The following is a 17,328-nucleotide window of genomic DNA, read 5'->3' as shown; positions in this document are numbered from 1 at the left end:
CCACACCCCGAGCGGCTGCGCGGGGTGGGACCTCAACGGGCTCGGGCAGCAGGGCGCGGTGCGGATGCCGTTGGTCGTGGGGCGGCGGCAGGAGAGTCCCGAGACGGACCGCCTCAGAGCCAGTCGACCTCGGCGGTGGTCCGGCCCTCGGCGAGGCGGGCATACCCGGGACCCCGGTCGAAGAAGGGCTCTTGCTCGGGACGAGCCGACCTCAGCTCAGCACGCAGAGCGTCGGAAGCAGGGACGTCCACCACCGGCTCGTCCTTGGAACCCGTTGCCACGACGCCGTAATCGCGGCGCGCACCCTCGAACGAGACCTTGCCCCAGCGCAGGTCACGCTCGACGTCCTCGTAGGGACGGTCGAGAGGGTCGCCCCAGCCGCCGCCGCCGGTGGTGCGGATGCGGACGACCTGACCGGCCTTGATGGGCTCGGCGTCGGCGAGGGCGTCGACCTCGCGCTCGTCGGGGCCGCCGAGGTCGACGGTGACGTTGAACGACATACCGGCCTTGCCGCCCTTGACCCCCCAGCACGCGAGGATCGACCGGTCGGCGATCGACATGAAGTGCGCGTCCTTGAGCATCCTGATCTGCTTCTCGTAGCCGAGGCCGCCGCGGTAGCGACCAGCCCCGCCGGAGTCGACCGCCAGACCGAGCCGCTCGACGATGAAGGGGAAGCGGCTCTCGGTGAACTCGGTCGGTAGGTTCCGTGAGTCGGGGACCACGTGGATGGTGTCCTCGCCGTCGGCGTAGTAGCGCCCGCCCGACCCGCCGCCGAGGACCTCGCGCATGAGGTAGTCGTTGCCGTCGCGGTCCTTGCCGTAGACCCCGGTGTAGCGGATCGTCTCCTGGTCGGCCGGCATCTTGCCGTCGACAGCCTTGGCGACGACACCGGCGAGGACGCCGAGCAGCCGGAGGATGACGAACGTCCGGGCGTTGGTCGGGGCGGGGAAGATCGGCGTGAGCAGCGTTCCCTTGTCAGGGAAGCGCATCTCGATCAGCGGCACGACCCCCTCGTTGACGTCGAGTTCTGCCATCCGCTCGGGGGTGTCGGCGAGGTTGCGCAGGATCGGGGCCAGCCACTTCTTGAGGAAGTTGCCACCGACGTAGTCGCCGCAGTGGTTGATCGGCCCCTTGGCCTGGGGCGCGGTGCCGGTGAAGTCGATGATGAGGCGGGGTCCGGCGGGACGACCGTTCTCGGGGTCGGCGGGGGCGTCGCTCACCTTGGTCAGCGTGATCCGCTGGGTATGCAGCATCGGTTCATCGACGCCGTCGTGCTCGGCGTAGTCCTCCCAAACGTAGGTGCCGTCAGGGATCTTCGAGAGGATCTCGCGACGGTAGGTCTCCGTCGTCCGGTCCAGGATCGCGTCGAATGCCGCCTCCACATCGGCGCGGCCGTAGCGAGCGAACAACTCACCGAGACGTCGCGCCCCCATGAGGCAGGCCGAGCACTCGGCGTCCAGGTCGGCGGCGAGCGAGTCGGGCATCCGGGAGTTGCGGGTCATGATCCGCAGGGCGGCCTTGTTGGGAACTCCCTTGTCCCACAGCTTGATCGGCGGGACCGCGAGCCCCTCCTCGTGCACGCTCGTGGCGTTGCTCGGCATCGACCCGGGCACCGCGCCACCGATGTCGTCGTGGTGGCCGAACGCCTGGACGAACGCCACCACCTCGCCGTCGGCGAACACCGGCACCGTCACACACAGGTCGGGCAGGTGACCGATGCCGCCCTCGGACTCGTAGACGTCGTTGTGGAAGAAGACGTCACCCTCCGCCATCTCGTCCAACGGGAAGTCGCGCACGATCGGGTGCACGAGGGCGGAGTACGACCGACCCGTGAGCTTGCGCAGCTGCCGGTCGTGGATGCCGGCGCGGAAGTCGTGGGCGTCGCGGATCATGGGGGACCGGCTGGTCCGAGCGATCGAGGTCTCCACCTCCATCTCGACGCTCGCCAGGGTGCCTTGGACGACCTCCACCAGGATCGGGTCGACGGTGCTCCCGAGCGGGGTGAGCCGCCCGCCGTGCTCGTATGCCGTGGGCAGGCCAGCGGTGTTCATCGGTCGCCTCCGGTCGTGGGCGTGTTCGTCGGGGTACGGGTGATGACGAGGTTGCCGATCGAGTCGACGCGCACGGTGAACCCGGGGTGCACGGGGACGGTCGACCCGAACTCCTCGACGATCGCCGGCCCGTCAAAGGTGTCGCCGGCTCGCAGGTCCGGTCGCCAGAGGACCGGGGCGTCGATGAACCCGTCGTCCGCGTCGAAGCAGACCAGCCGTCGCCCCCTCGCCGAGGTCTTTGCGTGATCCGAGTGGTCCTGGTGCGTCGGATCACTCAAAGACTCGCGGTCGCGGTCGCGGAGCTCGGGGCGGGTGATCGGGCCGACGCCGGTCACTCTCAGGTTCACCCACTCGACCTGTTGGGTCGGGTCGTGGCGGAAGTCGTAGCCGTACAGGGCGCGGTGCTCGGCGTGGAACGCATCGGCGACCGCGGCCGCATACGTCTCGTCGACGGTGCCGTCGGGGGCGGCCACGCGGACCTCGAAGGCCTGGCCGAAGTAGCGCAGGTCGACCGTGCGGGAGTAGCGGTGCGCGGACCGCGAGAAGCCCTCTGCGTCGAGCGCCTTCGCCGCCCGGTCGGTCAATGAGTCGAAGGTCTTCTGCACCGCGGCGTGGTCGAGGGCGTCGTGCCGGGCGACCGCGGTCTGGACGTAGTCGTTCTTCACGTCGACGGTGAGCAGGCCGAACGCCGAGACGTTCCCCGGGTTCTGCGGGACGACCACCCCGGCGAGGTCGAGGATGTCGACGAGGCGGCAGGCGAGCAGTGAGCCCGAACCGCCGAAGGTCGTCAGCATGAAGTCGCGGACGTCCAGGCCACGCTTGACCGACACCTGGCGCAGGGCATTCGCCTGGTTCCACGCGGAGATCTCGAGGATGCCGGTGGCGCACCGCACGGGGTCGAGGTCGAGCCGGGCGGCGAGCTCGTCGATGCCGTCCTTGGCGGACCCCACGTCGAGGGGGATCTCGCCGCCGAGCAGGTGCGGGGGGATCCGGCCGAGGACGACGTGGGCGTCGGTGATGGTCGGCTCGGTGCCACCCTTGGCGTAGCAGAGCGGACCGGGATCGGCGCCCGCCGACTGGGGGCCGACCTTGAGGGTGCCCTCGGGCGTGACCCAGGCGATGGAGCCGCCGCCGGCGCCCACGGTCACGACGTCGATCATGGGGATCTTGCTCGGGTAGGCACCGACGGTGCCCTCGGTCGTCAGGGTCGGCTCACCGTCCAGGACGACGCTGACGTCGGTCGACGTGCCCCCACCGTCGCAGGTCAGCACCTTGGTGAAGCCGGCCCGCTGGGCGATCAGGCCCGCGCCGAGCGCCCCGGCGGCCGGCCCGGACAGGACGGTCGTGATCGGCTGGTTGACCACCTCGTCCGCCGAGAGCACGCCCCCGTTGGACTTCATGATGTAGAACGGGATCGGTTGGTCCGTCAGGGAGTCCAGCCGACTGTGGATGTTGGCCACGTACCGCGAGACCTTTGGCTTCACCGCGGCGTCGACCAGGGTGGTCATCGACCGCTCGTACTCGCGGTACTCGCGCAGCACCTCGCTGGAGATCGAGACGACCGCATCGGGGTGCTCGCGTCGCAGCACCTCGCGGACGGCGAGCTCGTGGCTGTCGTCGGCGTAGGAGTGCAGCAGGCAGACACCGATCGTGCTGATGCCGCGGTCCCGGAACCAGCGTGCGGCCGCGACGGCAGACTCTTCGTCGAAAGGCCGGATCTCGTTGCCCTTGAAGTCCATCCGACCGCCGACGGTGCGGACCAGGTCGACCGGGACGATGCGGGGAGGCTTCACCCAGAAGTAGGAGTTGCCGTAGCCGTCGGGGACGGCCTGGCGGGCGATCTCGAGGATGAACTCGTAGCCCTCGGTCGTGATGAAGCCGAGCGACTCCACCTTGCCCTCGAGCAGCTGGTTGGTCGCGACCGTGGTGCCGTGGCATACCGCGGTGATGTCGGTGCCGCTGGCGCCCATGAGCTCGAGGACCTTGTGGACGCCGGTGATGAACCCGTCAGCCGGGTTGGCCGGCGTCGACGGGGTCTTGGTGGTGACCAGCTCGCCGGAGCCCTCGTCGAAAGCCACCACGTCGGTGAACGTGCCACCCGTGTCGATGCCGATGCGGATGCGGCGCTGCGGCTGTGTCGTCACAGGGACGATTCAAGCGAGCCGCCGCGACCGATGCGTTGGCACAAGTTGCCAACCACCGTTCTCAGGACTGTGGAGGCAGGGCGGGCCCGCGCACGGCGACGGTCACGGGGTCCGCACCGTGCAGCGGCACCTCGCGCCAGCCGAGGTCCACGGTGCCGTCGGTCCGGGTCCGGATCCGCACGGTGTGCGGGGTCTCGATCAGGCGCAGGTCAGCGGCGAACGTCCCGTCCGCCTGCCATCCGCCTGCGGCGACCACGGGCAGCTCGGCTCCCCGGACCGCGAGGACCGACTCGACCCACTCACCGTCACCCACGGCCAACGGCACCTTCGTTCCGTCGCGGTCGAGGACCAGCTCGTATGCCGCGCCGACGCGGGTGAGGCTCGCCGTGCCATACGCCGGGGGGAGGGCGCTGTCCGCGGACCGGGTCCAGGAGGCCACGTCGGGACCGGTGCCCGTCGAGGCGGGGGTGGGGACGCGCAGGGTGCTGAGTCGCTCGGCGAGCACGTCGTCGGCCTGGGCCTCGCCCTCCTGGTCCACGGCAGGCAGCAGGTGCTCCCAGACGAGGTCGAGGACGGCCTGCATGTCGGTCGCCTCGGAGGTGATGGCGATGGCGATGTCCTGCTCGGGCAGGACCATGGCGAACTGGCCGTAGGCGCCGTCGCCGCGGTAGCCGTGGCGGGCGTTCCAGAAGGAGCAGCCGTAGCCCTGGTCCCAGTCGGGGTTGGGGTCGGCCTCGGTGTTGGGCAGCCCGGTCGGCGCGGTCGCACGGGCGACCCATTCGGCGGAGAGCAGCTGCGCGCCCTGCCACTGTCCACCGTCGAGGTGGGTCTGGGCGAGCGCCAGGATCGCGTCGGCGCCGACGTGGATGCCGGAGAACCCGATCTCGCGCCCGGTGGCGGTGCGGTGCCAGCGGACGTCGTGGGCGCCGAGGGGCTCGAGCAGCCGCGGGCGGGCGAACTCGAGGAGGCCTTCCCCCGTGACCGCACGGACGACGGCAGCGGCCAGGTAGGTGGCGACCTGGTTGTAGGCCCAGATGGTGCCCGGCTCCTGCTCCGGTGGCGCCGCGAGGATCGCACCGAGGACGGGGTCGGTGCCGTCGTCGGACGGGGTCTCGGCAGCGCGCCAGACGGCCTCGGTCCAGGCGTCGACGGCGTGGCCGGTCGCCATGGTGAGGCAGTGGCCGAGGGTGAGTCGCTGGAACCGCTCGTGGATCTCGACGCCCGCCGGCAGCTCGGCGGCGGGCAGCAGGTCGAAGACGCGGTCGTCGAGCGAGACCCGACCGGCGTCGACCAGCAGGCCGACGGTGGCGGCGGTGAAGGACTTGCTCAGCGAGTAGACGAGCTGGTTGCGCTCCGCGGCGTATGGCGCCCACCAGCCCCGCGCGATGACGTGGCCGTGTCGCGCGACCAGGAGGCTGTGCGGGTCGTGGCCGCCGGTCTCGAGGGCGTCGACGAGGGCGAGGAGCCCGCGGGCGTCGACGTTCTGGGCAGAGGCAGAGCTGGTCGGCAGGGGCACGTCCCGAGGCTAACCCGTGGACCGCCCACGCGCTTTGGGTGCCCGAGCGGGCGGAATCCCGACCGTTTGACCCCCAAAGCGGTGAGCCGCGAGCGGCGCCTGGGTCGGTTCCGTCAGTGGGGGAAGGAGGACTGGGCGGGGCGCTCGAGGTCGTCGCGGTGGTTGCGGATGAGGTCGAGGTTGCGGTCGCGCAGGTGGTCGAAGCCCTGGGCGATGTTGGACCCCGGGGTCAACGAACCGAGCGCGGTCTCGGGGTCGAGACGAGCCGAGACCCACCCCTCGTGCGAGGCGGCCTTGGCCACGATGTGGCCGACGGGCGTGACGATGTGGGAGTTGCCGAAGTAGAGGACCCCAGCGGCGTCGACGCCGGTGGCGTTGGCCCCGACGACGAACACGTGGTTGTCGTACGCCCGGGCCCGCGAGGTGAGCTCCCAGATGTCGGCGGACCTCAGCAGAGCCGAAGGCCGCAGGATGACCTCGGCGCCCTGGACGGCCTGGATCCGCGACAGCTCGGGGTAGTCGCCGTCGAAGCACACGATCATGCCGATCTTCCCCAGCGGGGTGTCGACCACGGTCACGGTGTCGCCGGGCGTGACCCAGCCACCGCCGTCGACGTGCTCGGTGCAGAACGGGTGGGTCTTGCGGTAGACGCCGACAACATCGCCGCTCGGGTCGATGAGGACCGAGGCGTTGTAGATGGTGCCGCGCTCGGGTCCGCGTTCGTAGGTGCCCAGGCAGACGTGCACGCCGAGGTCGCGGGCGACCTGCTGGACGGGCTCGGTGACGGGGCCGGGGATCTCGGAGACGAGGTCCCACAGCTCCTCGGTCGAGCAGTCAGGGGTGAAGCCGGTCGTCGCCGTCTCCGGCAGCACGACGAGCTCGGCGCCGGTCGCGTCGACGCAGCGCCGGGTGAGGTCGACGCACTTGTCGAGGTTCTTGCGGACGACCTCAGCTGACAGCGGTCCTGCGACCGGTGCGATCTGGACGGCCGCGGCGGTGAATGCGCGCATCAGTGTCGCCTCCCCAGGTTCCATCCGACGATAACCCCGGCGAGCGCCGCCACCCCACCGGCGAGGACGCCATACGCCCAGTCGTGGTCGCGTGCGCCTCCTGCTCCTGCCCGCCGGAGCCTGGCAGCGGGGGTGGCGGCGATGCCCGCGTAGACGGGGGCCCCGGCTGGGGCGCCAGGCGCACGCGTGAGCACCGGGGACTCGATGGGTGTGGGGCGGACCCCGGCGATGTCGGCGTCGACGGCGGCGAAGAACTGGCCGGCCATCTTGCGGGTGACCCCGGCCAGCATCCGCTGACCGACGCCGCCGATGGCCCCGCCCACGGCTGCGTCCGCGTCGTACGCGAGGTCGGTTCCGCCCCCTGCGGCAGCGGTGAGGCGGACCACCACGTCGGCGTCGACCGTGCCCGGTCCGCCCGCGCCGGTGGCCTTCATCGTGAACTGCCCCGGCGGTTGCGGGTCCCTGAGCGCGACGCGCCCGTCGTACGTGCCCTTGATCGCGGCGACGCCGGCGGTGACGGTCATGGCGTACTCGTCCTGCCCCACCTGGGTCAGCGACTCGCAGCCCGGCAGGCACCGCGCGAGGACCGCGGGGTCGTGGAAGGCGTCCCAGACCTGCTCGGGGGTCGAGGTCAGGGCGGCCGTGCCGGAGATCTTCATCAGGTCCTCGTCGTCGTGTCGTCGGTCTGCGCAGGGGAGCCGGAGGGGTATGGCGCGTGGCCGCGCAGGGAGGGGATCTCGCCGGCCGCGTGGCGCTGGCGCAGCTGCCACAACTCGACCGGGGAGATGGGCATCGAGGTGATGGCGAACCCTTCGGCGTCGGAGATCGCCGAGGCGATGACGGCGCTCACCGGGATGCAACCGGCCTCGCCAGCGCCCTTGATGCCCAAGGGGTTCAGGGGCGATGGCGTCTCGAGGTGGTCGGTCTCGATGTGTGGGACCTCGGACGCGTAGGGCATGAGGAAGTCCATGAAGGAGGCGTTGAGCAGCTGCCCCGACTCGTCGTAGACCATCCGCTCGTAGAGGGCTCCGCCGACCCCCTGCGCGACGCCACCGTGCACCTGTCCCTCGACGATCATCGGGTTGATCATCGTGCCGCAGTCGTGGATGACGCAGTAGCGCAGGATGCGGATCTCGGCGGTCACCGGGTCGGTCTCGACGATGGCCGCATGCATGCCGTTGGCGAACGTCGCCTGGGTCGGCGAGTAGAAGTCGCGGCCCTCGAGGCCGGGCTCGTCGTCCTCGGCCACCGGCGGTTTTTCCGGGTCGTTGCTGCCCGCGAACTGCGTTGCCGCCTTTGCTGCTTCGTCAAAGGCGTACCGCAGGGGGTTGGACATGACCGACACCGTGCCGAGGGACATCGAGGTGTCAGGGGCACCCTTGACACGGATGATCCCGTCGACGATCTCGAGGTCGTCCGCTGACACCTCCAGGGCGTCGGCGGCGATCCGGAGGGCCTTGGCGCGCACGTTGCGCGCGGCCAGCGCGATGGCGTTTCCGCTCATCACCGCCGCGCGGGACGCGAACGTGCCCACGGCATAAGGCATCCGGCGCGTGTCACCGGTCGTGACGAACACGTCCTCGATCGGCACCCCGAGCTCTTGCGCGACGACCTGAGCGAAGGCGGTCTCGTGCCCCTGCCCCTGCGAGGTGAGGCCGGTGGAGACGTTGACCCGTCCGCTGGTCTCGATCTGGATGTGGCCGCCCTCGTAGGGGCCGACACCCGTTCCCTCGACGTAGCAACCGATTCCGAGGCCCACCTTTCGTCCCTCGACCCGAGCGCGGTCGCGGTGGTCGGCGAAGTCGTCCCAGCCGACCAGCGCCTTGAGCTTGGCCAGTGACGCGGGGAAGTCGCCGGAGTCGTACTTCAGTGGCCGGCCGTCCTGGAAGAGGAGCCCGTGGTCGAACGGCATCTCGCTCGGCTGGATGAAGTTGCGAGAGCGCACCTCGGCCCGGTCAAGACCCAGCTCGTCGGCGATCGCGTCCATGGTGCGCTCCATGGCGAAGCACCCCTGCGGCCGACCGGCACCGCGGTACGGCGTGACGAGGACGGTGTTCGTGTAGAGCGACCAGAACTCGCAGCGGTACGTCCCCGGCTTGTAGGGCCCGAGCAGCTGGGTGGACGTGATGATCGGGACGATGATCCCGTATGGCGTGTACGCCCCGTTGTCGTGCCAGAACTTCACGTCGAGGGCGAGCAGCCGCCCGTCGTCGTCGAAGCCGACCCGCACCTGCTGGAGCTGCCCGCGTTCGTGGGCCGAGGAGATGAAGTGCTCACGGCGGTCCTCGACCCACTTCACCTCCACGCCAAGGGTTTTCGCGACCCAGGGGACGAGGACCTCTTCCGGCCACGGGTGGTTGATCTTCACCCCGAACCCACCGCCCACGTCGGGGGCGATGCACTCGACCTTCGCGAGCGGCATACCGAGCTTGGCAGCGACGGCGGCGCGGACGCCGGTGGAGGTCTGCGTGGAGGAGTAGATGCGCAGCTCGTCGCGGTCGGCGTCCCAGCGGGCGTAGACGCCCTTGCCCTCCATGGGCATGCAGGCGCTGCGTTCGATGGCGAGGTCGAGCTCGAGCACATGGGGAGCCTTGGCCATGGCGGCCTCGACGTCGCCCACCTCCTGGAGCATGTGCGCGGCGACATTGCCCGGGACGTCGTCGTGGACGAGCAGGTCGGCGGCGCGGGCGGCCTCCAGGCCGACCACCGGGGGCAGGGTCTCGTAGTCGACCCGGATCCTGCCGCAGGCGTCCTCGGCGAGGTAGCGGTCGCGGGCGACGACCATGACGACGGGCTCGCCGACGTGGTTGACCTCGTCCTTGGCCAGGGCGTGCTGGGTGCGGCCGTGGGTCAGCGCCGGGTGGGGAATGAGCAGGGGGAGGGGCTCGCCGACGCGGCCAGGGAGGTCCTCGTGCGTGTAGATCGCCACCAGCCCGTCGACGTCGAGGGCGTCGGTGACGTCGATGTCGACGATCCTGGCGTGCGCGTGCGGGCTGCGGACGAACGCGGCCGCGAGGGCGCCGCGACCGAGGTCGTCGAGGTACCGGCCGCCACCGGTGACGAGGCGGGGGTCCTCGCGCCTGCGGATGGGGGCGCCGAACATCTGGGTCGTCATGAGCCGGCAGCCTCGGCCTTGATCTCTGCTGCGCGCAGGACCGACTTCACGATGTTCTGGTAGCCGGTGCAGCGGCACAGGTTGCCCGAGATCGCCTCGCGCGCCTCGTCGGCGGTGGGGTCGGGGTTGGTCTCGAGGTAGGCCGAGATCGTCGTGACGAACCCCGGTGTGCAGAAACCGCACTGCAGGCCGTGGCACTCGGTGAACGCCTGCTGGACCGGCCCCATCGCGTCGATGGTGCCCAGCCCCTCGATGGTCGTCACGGCGTGCGCCTGGGCGCTGACGGCGAACATCAGGCAGGCCCGCATCGGTGCACCGTCGACGAGCACGGTGCACGCCCCGCAGACACCGTGCTCGCAGCCGACGTGGGTGCCCGTGAGGCCCAGGTCGTGGCGCAGGAAGTCGGACAGCAGCCGGCGGGCCGGCACGCGGGCGTGGCGCGGGATGTCGTTCACGGTGACGGTGACGTCGAGCAGCACCTCGGGCACGGGGTCGCTCATGCGGCGGATCCTCCTGCGCTGGAGGCGATCGAGTCACCAGCAGCTTCGGCCAGGGTGAGGTGGGCGAGGCGGGTGGCGAGCATGGCGCGGTACTCCGCGGTGGCGTGGATGTCGGCCTCCGGCGACAGGTGCTCCCGGATGAGGTCGTCGCACGCAGTCCAGTCGATGGTCTCGGACTCGCCGCCCCGGACGGTCTCAGTGACGTCGAGGCAGCCGGGGACGTCGGTGACCGAGACGAAGGACAGCCGGGCCGAGGCGACGACACCATCCTCGACGACCACTGCCGCTGCGACCCCGGCCATGGCGTAGTCCCCGTGGCGGCGGGCGCGCTCGGCGAACGCCGTCCCGGCGGCCACCGGCAGTCTCTGGAACCGCGCAGCCACCGCCAGCTCGTCCTCGGCCAGTGACGTCTCGAGCGCGCCGAGGAAGAAGTCGTGCCAGGCGATCTCGCGCGGTCCAGCAGGTCCGACGACTTCGACGACCCCGTCGGTGAGGGCGAGGACCGCCGGCATCTCGCCGGCGGCGTCGGCGTGGGCGATGGAGCCGACGGTGGTGCCGCGGTTGCGGATGGCCGGGTGGGCCACGTGCCGCAGCGCGCGCCGAAGCAGGGGCGACGCGGCATACGCGCCCTCGTGCGACTCGAGGCCCGCGTGCCGGACCAGCGCGCCCACCCGCACTGCCCCGGCGGTGATCGTGACCTCGTCCAGGCCGCCCACCCCGTTGATGTCGACGAGGTGGGCGGGGGAGGCGAGCCGCATGTTGAGGATCGGGATCAGGCTCTGCCCGCCGGCCAGGACCTTGCCGTCGTGGCCGACCTGCCCGAGCACCGCGACGGCTTCCTCGACGGTGCGAGGTGCGTGGTGCACGAACGGGGCGGGCTTCACGGACTGATCCTGCCTGTTCGGGGGACGGGTGGAAAGGGTGGTGAGGATGTGACCACTCCGTTGGCTCCGGGGGAGGCGACGAGTCCCGGCATGGATGCCAGGCGCCGCCTTCCCCGGACGACTCAGTCGCGAGTTCGCACGAGATCGTCGCCGTCGCCATACGTGTCGTGACCGACGATGAGCACGGCTCCGTCGGCGCGAGCACGCAGGTCGGCGGGGGCGAGGGACTTGGCCAGGTGGTAGGCACCGACGGCGACGATGGTGCCCAGCGCGATCCCGGACAGGGAGAAGTCGTTGGTGAACTTCAGCGAGACGTTGCCGATGCCGATGACGATGCCGGCGGCCACGGGGACGAGGTTGATCGGGTTGCCGAAGTCGACGCCGTTCTCCTTCCAGATCTTGGCGCCGAGCAGGCCGATCATGCCGTAGAGCACCACGGTGATCCCGCCCAGAACGCCTCCCGGAGTGGATGCCACGAGCGCCCCGAACTTCGGCGAGAGGCCGAACAGGATCGCCACTACCGCCGCGACGTAGTAGGCCGCCGTGGAGTAGACCCGGGTGGCGGCCATGACGCCGATGTTCTCCGCGTAGGTCGTCGTGGGAGATCCACCGACCGAGGACGCGAGGACGGTGCCGATGCCGTCGGCGGCGATGGCGCGGCCCATGTAGGGGTCGAGGTCGGACTTGGTCATCTCGGCGACAGCCTTGACGTGGCCGGTGTTCTCGGCGATGAGCGCGATGACGGCGGGGAGCACCAGCAGGATGGCGGCGACCGAGAAGCTCGGCGTGTGCCAACCGACGACCTCCTTGCCGGCGACGAGCTCGGTGTGCGGCGGGAACCCGATCCAGTCCGCAACCTTGATGCCCTCGAAGTTGGTGCGGAAGTGGGTGGTGATCTTGCCGGCCCCAGCGTCGTAGGCCGTGATCTGGCCGAAGACCTTGTCGAAGACCCAGGACAGGACGTAGCCGAAGATGAGCGCCAGGAAGATCGCGATCCGCCCGATGAAGCCCCTCAGCGCCACCGCGCACAAGATGGTGAAGGTCATGACGAGCAGCGCCACCCACTGGTCCTGCGGCCAGTAGACGTTGGCGACCACCGGCGCGAGGTTGAACCCGATGAGCATGACCACGGCACCGGTGACGACCGGGGGCAGCACCTTGTGCACCACGTGCGAGCCGGCGAAGTGGATGAGGACGCCGACGAGGGCGAGGACGACACCGGCCACGAGGATCGCGCCGGTCACCTCCGCGGAGTCCCCGCCCTGGGCGCGGATCGCCGTGACGGCGCCGACGAACGACGCCGAGGTGCCCAGGTAGGAGGGCACCCTGCCCTGGACGATCAGCAGGAACGCGATCGTCGCGATCCCGCTCATCATGATGGCTAGCTGGGCGTTGAGGCCCATGATCAGCGGGAAGACGAACGTCGCCCCGAACATCGCGACGACGTGCTGGGCGCCCAGCCCGACCGTCTTGCCCCAGCTCAGCCGCTCATCCGGAGCGACGACGTCGTCGGGTCCGGCGAGGTTGCCGTCGCCGTGCAGCTTCCAGCCCAGTGCCATGGGGACTCCTTGTCGACTGCCGCGCCGGGTGCAGGTGTGGGCAGTGATGCCCGGGGTGGAACGTGACGCGGTGCGGCGACCCTACGACCCGGCGACCCCGGGACATGCGAAAACTAGCGGGACGCGCGGTCCGTGCATTGGGCAAGATCTGCCATCGAAGGGCGCCCTGCGTTCGGCAGGTCGTGCGCTGGTCCCGTTGACCTCGTCGGGCGCTCGGGCGGGTGCCGTGCGGCGGTGCGGTCAGATGCCGCGCATCTGGTGGACCTTCAGGGCCAGGGCCAGCTTGAGCCGCAGCTCCGGGTCGGAGGTGAACGGCCCCAGCATCTTCTCGAGCTTGGCGATCCGGTAGCGCAGCGTGTTGTAGTGGAAGAACAGCAACCGGGCGGTCTCGGCGACGTTCATGTTGGTGTCGATGAGCACGCTGAGGGTGGTGCGCAGGTCGGCGTGCTCGGGGACGTCGTCGTTCGCCAACGGCCCGAGCGACTCCTCGACGAACCGGCGCAGGTCCGAGCTGTCCGGGATGAGCGACAACAGCCGGAACACCCCGAGGCCGTCGAAGTGCGTCAGCGCCGAGGCGCCGTGCAGCTGTCGCCCCACGCTCACCGCGCTCAATGCCTCCTCGTATGCCGCGGGGAGACCGGCGAGCGAGTCGATCGGCCGCGACACCCCGGTCGAGAACGTGCGGCGGCCGCCGCCTCCGTCGCCCCGCACGATGCGGACGACCTCGCCCACGGCTCGCATGACGGCGTCGGTGTCGGCCTCCGCCGGCACGGCGTGCAGGGCGACCACCTCCTGGCTGAACCCCACCACGGGCGCCTGCGGGTCGCGCACCGCCATCGCCTGGCTCCAGGCCCGGGCGAACCGCTGCTGCAGCGAGCTCACCTCCTCCGGGGGCCGGGTCGTGTGTGCGTCGTCCTCGTCGGTCTCGGCGACCACGACGACGAGCCGGCGGTCGATGTCCCACCCGAGGGCGGCCGCGTGGGCAACGGCCTCGGCCGGGCTGCCCGCTCGTCCGGAGAGGGCGTCGCGCAGGAACTCTGCGCGGTACTTGCCCTCGACCGCCGACACGGCCTGGTCCTTGGTGATGGCCAGGGCGGCGACGGTCGCGGCGCGTTCGAGCAGGTGGACGTCGTCGGCCGTCAGGGCCCGGTCGACGACGAACGCCGACAGCAGTCCGTGGTCGAGCTGACCCGCCACGATCCGCACCAGCGCTCGACCGGCGTCGGTGCCACGAGGGTCGCGGATGCCCACGGGCTCGTGTTCGGTGACCAGGCGTCCGGTGCGGTCGAAGCAGTCGAGGGCCAGCGCGGCCTCGAGGTCGGGCGCGGATCCCGCTCGGGTGAGGACCCGCCCGTCGGTCGTGGTGACCATCGTCGCGCCCCCGAGGAAGCCGGCCAGCCGCTCGCACAGGTCCTCGAGACCACCGCCGGCGAGCACGATGCCGACGAGGATCTGGTGGGCCTCGTCGACGCGGGCAAGGATCGACGACTGCTGGTCGAGCACCGCACCGAGCACCTCGGTGACGACGAGCTCGGCGCTCGAGCCGCGCACCAGCACGATGGGAAGGGCGGCTGCCGCGCCGGCTCCGCGCCAGTCGTGTCCGTCGACACCACCGTTGCGCGTGACCACGAGGGCGGTGGCGCCGGCTGCGGCAAGGCCCCGGACCATGGTCAGGACGTCCAGGTCTCCGGAGAGCCTGGCCGGGTCCACACAGACGACGTGGTGGTCGACCACCGCGACGCCCGAGTCGTGCAGAGAGGCCCGCGTGACGACGGTGCCGAGGTGCTCGGCCCGGGAGTGCACGGTTGCCCCGACGAGGGACGGCAGCTCGAGCACCCGGGCCAAGGGCACGCCCGTGACCAGCTCGCGAGCGGCCGCCGGAGTCGCAGCGAGCGCCTGCGCGGCTGGCAACTCCGCGTCAAGGACGTCTCGATCCTTGGCAACATTCACCATGAGGGGACTGTAACCGCACTCGGTAGCGTCGCAGCACGACCCGCGCGGGACTCGTGGGTCCCCTGTCCACGGGTTCCGCGCGGCATCTCTTCCACGACCCCCTCGTGCTCAACCCCAGACGGCCAGGAGGTGCACCGACCGTGCCAGCCTCGGACCCGTGGACGACCACCCCGACGGCCGAGGCCACGGCCACGGCCACCACGTCCTACCCGGCAGCGGTCTCGGAGCGTTCGGCGAAGGTGCTGGCGCGCCGGCCTCGCGGCGCCACCGTCCTGGCGGTCCACCCCCTCGCCTTCTACCTGCGGATCGACCGCAGCTGGCCGGATCCCGGCCTCCTGCCCGTGGTCGCCGCGGGCGGCCTGCGCCTGCCCAATGCGGTGGTCCTCGCGTCCGAGCCGCCCCAGGTGGGGTGGGGTGTCCAGCCCGGTGACCGGGTGGTGGTCGGCGACGGGGAGATCCGCCTGCCCGGTGCGACGATCCGCCGCGCCCGGGTCTGGCGCCCGGTCCGGGTGCCCACCGTCGACCAGCTCCCGGGTGTCAGGGTGACCGGCGTCCTCGAGCGTCTCGCTTCGTCGCACTGGGTGGCCCCGGCGCGGCGCCTCGCCACCGCGGCCCTGCGCAAAGACCCCTTGGGCGATGCGGTGGGTCACACCGTGGGCGCAGGGCAGGGCCTGACGCCCAGTGGCGACGACGTGCTCTGCGGTCTGCTGCTGGCCCTTCGCCTGGCCGGCGCCGACGACGCGCACCGGTGCCTGTGGTCCTCGATCCGCCCGCGGCTGGGCTCCACGACCACCGTCTCGGCGGCGCTGCTCATGGAGGCGGCCGACGGGTATGCCGTGCCTGCCGTCGTCCGCCTGGCCGGCGCGTTGGCGAGTGACCGCACGATCGAGCCCGCCGAGCATGCCGGGCCCGCTGAGCCCGAGCTGGTCGCGGCGGCTCGGGAGGTCCGGGCCATCGGGCACAGCTCGGGTGCCGACCTGCTCGCTGGACTCTTCGGTGGGCTCGCCGAGGCGCAGGAGTGGCGCGCGGGCGGGGTCGTGCTCGAGCTGCATACGGTTGTCCCGCAACACTTCTCGAACACGCACACAGGAGTGTCCCCGTGACCGACCACGTCGAGCTGAGGACCGGGATCTACGTCGACTCGGTCAGCCTCATGCAGGTCTCCCGCCAGGTCGCTGCAGCGGCCGGGGTCCAGGCGGCCCAGGTGGCGATGGCCACCGAGCTCAACCTCGACGTGCTCCGCGGGATGGGGTTCGAGGTGCCCGGGAGTGCGTCACCCAACGACCTGGTCGTGGCCCTGCGCGCCGCCGACGAGACCGGGGTGGCTGCGGGACGCGCGGCGGTGGACGCGGCACTTGCGGGGCTGCGGTCGGCCGGGGCGTCGGCGGCCGGGTTCGGCGAAGCGCCGCCCCCACGGACCCTGGGCCGAGCCATCGATGCGGTCGGTGCCAACCTCGCGCTCGTGTCCGTCCCGGGTCGTCACGCCGCGGTCGAGGCGTTCGACGCGATCGACCGCGGCGTCAGCGTGATGCTGTTCTCCGACAACGTCGACGTCGACACGGAGGTGCTGCTCAAGGACGCGGCCTCCGCGCGGGACGTGCTCGTCATGGGTCCCGACTGTGGCACCGCGGTCGTCGGGGGCGTGGCGCTCGGCTTCGCCAACGTGGTGGCGCGGGGCCGTATCGGCATCGTGGCCGCCTCGGGCACCGGGGCACAGCAGGTCATGTCGTTGCTCGACGCCGCGGGGGTGGGCGTCAGCCACTGCCTCGGCGTGGGTGGCCGCGACCTGTCCGCCCGGGTCGCCGGACGATCCACCCGCCAGGCGCTCGCGGCACTCGCCGCCGACGACGGCACCGAGGTCATCGTGGTGGTCTCCAAGCCGCCGGCCCCGGAGGTCCTCGCCGACCTGGAGGCGTATGCCGCGGAGCTCGGAACGCCGGTCCACTGGGCCACCCTCGGCACCGGCCGCCCCGACCTCACGGGCGCGGTCGAGGCCGTGCTGGCAGCCACCGGGGAGCCGTCCCCGGAATGGCCGAGCTGGGACGTGGCGCAACAACCGGTCCGTGCCGGGTCGCTGCGAGGGTTGTTCTGCGGAGGCACCCTCGCCGACGAGGCGATGCTCGTCGCCGGCGAGGTGCTGGGCGACATCCACAGCAACATCCCGCTGCGACCGGACCTCGCCGTGGACGGTGACCTGCGTGCGGCCGGGCACGTCGTGCTCGACTTCGGTGACGACGGGCTGACGCGCGGACGGGCGCACCCGATGATCGACCCGAGCCTGCGGCTCGCCCGCATCGAGGTCGAGGCCGCGGACCCCGGCTGTGGCGTGCTGCTCCTCGACCTCGTCCTCGGCCACGGGGCGCACCCCGACCCTGCGGGCGAGCTCGCCGACGCCGTGCGCTCGGCCCGAGCCGTGGCTGCCGCGGCAGGCCGCGACCTGCCCGTCGTCGTCTCGCTCACCGGCACCGAACGCGACCCGCAGGGGCTGACGCGGTGTGCCGAGGCGCTGCGGTCCGCGGGGGCGTCGGTGTTCGTGTCCAACGCCGCGGCCACCAGGCGAGCGGTCTCGTTGCTGCCGATCAAGCAGGAGGCCTGA

Annotated in this window: 12 protein-coding genes; 2 read left to right on the top strand and 10 right to left on the bottom strand. The window is 71.4% G+C overall.

All coding sequences use genetic code 11. The annotated features are described in order from the left end of the window. Nucleotides 1-113: 113 nt before the first annotated feature. The 10 genes from ABEG17_RS03960 to ABEG17_RS03915 all read right to left on the bottom strand — a co-directional run bounded on the left by ABEG17_RS03960 (nucleotide 114) and on the right by ABEG17_RS03915 (nucleotide 14,732). Nucleotides 114-2,051, bottom strand: a complete 1,938-nt coding sequence (locus tag ABEG17_RS03960; protein ID WP_406831986.1) for a hydantoinase B/oxoprolinase family protein — start codon at nucleotides 2,049-2,051, stop codon at nucleotides 114-116. Further along, nucleotides 2,048-4,195 carry a hydantoinase/oxoprolinase family protein gene (locus ABEG17_RS03955; protein WP_406831985.1) on the bottom strand — a complete coding sequence of 716 codons (2,148 nt, stop codon included), beginning with the start codon at nucleotides 4,193-4,195 and terminating at the stop codon, nucleotides 2,048-2,050. The genes ABEG17_RS03960 and ABEG17_RS03955 overlap by 4 nt, the downstream gene beginning before the upstream one ends. A gap of 61 nt (nucleotides 4,196-4,256) precedes the next feature. Further along, on the bottom strand, nucleotides 4,257-5,711 hold the full coding sequence (locus ABEG17_RS03950) for a serine hydrolase domain-containing protein (RefSeq protein WP_406831984.1): 1,455 nt from the start codon (nucleotides 5,709-5,711) through the stop codon (nucleotides 4,257-4,259). A gap of 113 nt (nucleotides 5,712-5,824) precedes the next feature. Beyond that, nucleotides 5,825-6,721: a carbon-nitrogen hydrolase family protein gene (locus ABEG17_RS03945; RefSeq protein ID WP_406831983.1), complete on the bottom strand. Its 897-nt coding sequence runs from the start codon at nucleotides 6,719-6,721 to the stop codon at nucleotides 5,825-5,827. After that, nucleotides 6,721-7,380: a carbon monoxide dehydrogenase subunit G gene (locus ABEG17_RS03940; protein ID WP_406831982.1), complete on the bottom strand. Its 660-nt coding sequence runs from the start codon at nucleotides 7,378-7,380 to the stop codon at nucleotides 6,721-6,723. Before ABEG17_RS03940 ends, ABEG17_RS03945 begins: the two co-directional genes overlap by 1 nt. Beyond that, entirely contained in the window at nucleotides 7,380-9,836 is a 2,457-nt protein-coding gene (cutA, locus tag ABEG17_RS03935; RefSeq protein WP_406831981.1) for an aerobic carbon-monoxide dehydrogenase large subunit, read from the bottom strand. Before cutA ends, ABEG17_RS03940 begins: the two co-directional genes overlap by 1 nt. Continuing rightward, a complete protein-coding gene (locus ABEG17_RS03930) occupies nucleotides 9,833-10,336 on the bottom strand; it encodes a (2Fe-2S)-binding protein (RefSeq protein ID WP_406831980.1) in 504 nt (167 codons plus the stop codon). The genes cutA and ABEG17_RS03930 overlap by 4 nt, the downstream gene beginning before the upstream one ends. Beyond that, nucleotides 10,333-11,220 (bottom strand): FAD binding domain-containing protein, encoded by an 888-nt coding sequence (locus ABEG17_RS03925; RefSeq protein WP_406831979.1) that lies wholly within the window; start codon nucleotides 11,218-11,220, stop codon nucleotides 10,333-10,335. Before ABEG17_RS03925 ends, ABEG17_RS03930 begins: the two co-directional genes overlap by 4 nt. Nucleotides 11,221-11,342: 122 nt before the next feature. Beyond that, nucleotides 11,343-12,779: a uracil-xanthine permease family protein gene (locus ABEG17_RS03920; protein ID WP_406831978.1), complete on the bottom strand. Its 1,437-nt coding sequence runs from the start codon at nucleotides 12,777-12,779 to the stop codon at nucleotides 11,343-11,345. A 240-nt stretch (nucleotides 12,780-13,019) separates the two neighbouring features. Then, nucleotides 13,020-14,732 (bottom strand): PucR family transcriptional regulator, encoded by a 1,713-nt coding sequence (locus ABEG17_RS03915; RefSeq protein ID WP_406831977.1) that lies wholly within the window; start codon nucleotides 14,730-14,732, stop codon nucleotides 13,020-13,022. A 140-nt stretch (nucleotides 14,733-14,872) separates the two neighbouring features. On the opposite strand from ABEG17_RS03915, the gene ABEG17_RS03910 reads away from it, so the two are divergent. Both ABEG17_RS03910 and ABEG17_RS03905 read left to right on the top strand, forming a co-directional pair. Beyond that, nucleotides 14,873-15,835, top strand: a complete 963-nt coding sequence (locus tag ABEG17_RS03910) for a DUF2877 domain-containing protein (protein ID WP_406831976.1) — start codon at nucleotides 14,873-14,875, stop codon at nucleotides 15,833-15,835. Then, nucleotides 15,832-17,328: an FdrA family protein gene (locus tag ABEG17_RS03905; RefSeq protein WP_406831975.1), complete on the top strand. Its 1,497-nt coding sequence runs from the start codon at nucleotides 15,832-15,834 to the stop codon at nucleotides 17,326-17,328. Before ABEG17_RS03910 ends, ABEG17_RS03905 begins: the two co-directional genes overlap by 4 nt.

Source organism: Pedococcus sp. KACC 23699, assembly GCF_045348425.1.
GTDB lineage: Bacteria > Actinomycetota > Actinomycetes > Actinomycetales > Dermatophilaceae > Pedococcus.
Note: the sequence above shows the minus strand (reverse complement) of the source record. Positions and strands in the feature narration are given on the sequence as shown.

Coding starts and splice junctions, on each gene's coding strand:
- ABEG17_RS03960 (WP_406831986.1), bottom strand. CDS start 2,051: ATGAACACCGCTGGCCTGCCCACGGCATACGAGCACGGCGGGCGGCTC.
- ABEG17_RS03945 (WP_406831983.1), bottom strand. CDS start 6,721: ATGCGCGCATTCACCGCCGCGGCCGTCCAGATCGCACCGGTCGCAGGA.
- ABEG17_RS03940 (WP_406831982.1), bottom strand. CDS start 7,380: ATGAAGATCTCCGGCACGGCCGCCCTGACCTCGACCCCCGAGCAGGTC.
- cutA (WP_406831981.1), bottom strand. CDS start 9,836: ATGACGACCCAGATGTTCGGCGCCCCCATCCGCAGGCGCGAGGACCCC.
- ABEG17_RS03930 (WP_406831980.1), bottom strand. CDS start 10,336: ATGAGCGACCCCGTGCCCGAGGTGCTGCTCGACGTCACCGTCACCGTG.
- ABEG17_RS03920 (WP_406831978.1), bottom strand. CDS start 12,779: ATGGCACTGGGCTGGAAGCTGCACGGCGACGGCAACCTCGCCGGACCC.
- ABEG17_RS03915 (WP_406831977.1), bottom strand. CDS start 14,732: ATGGTGAATGTTGCCAAGGATCGAGACGTCCTTGACGCGGAGTTGCCA.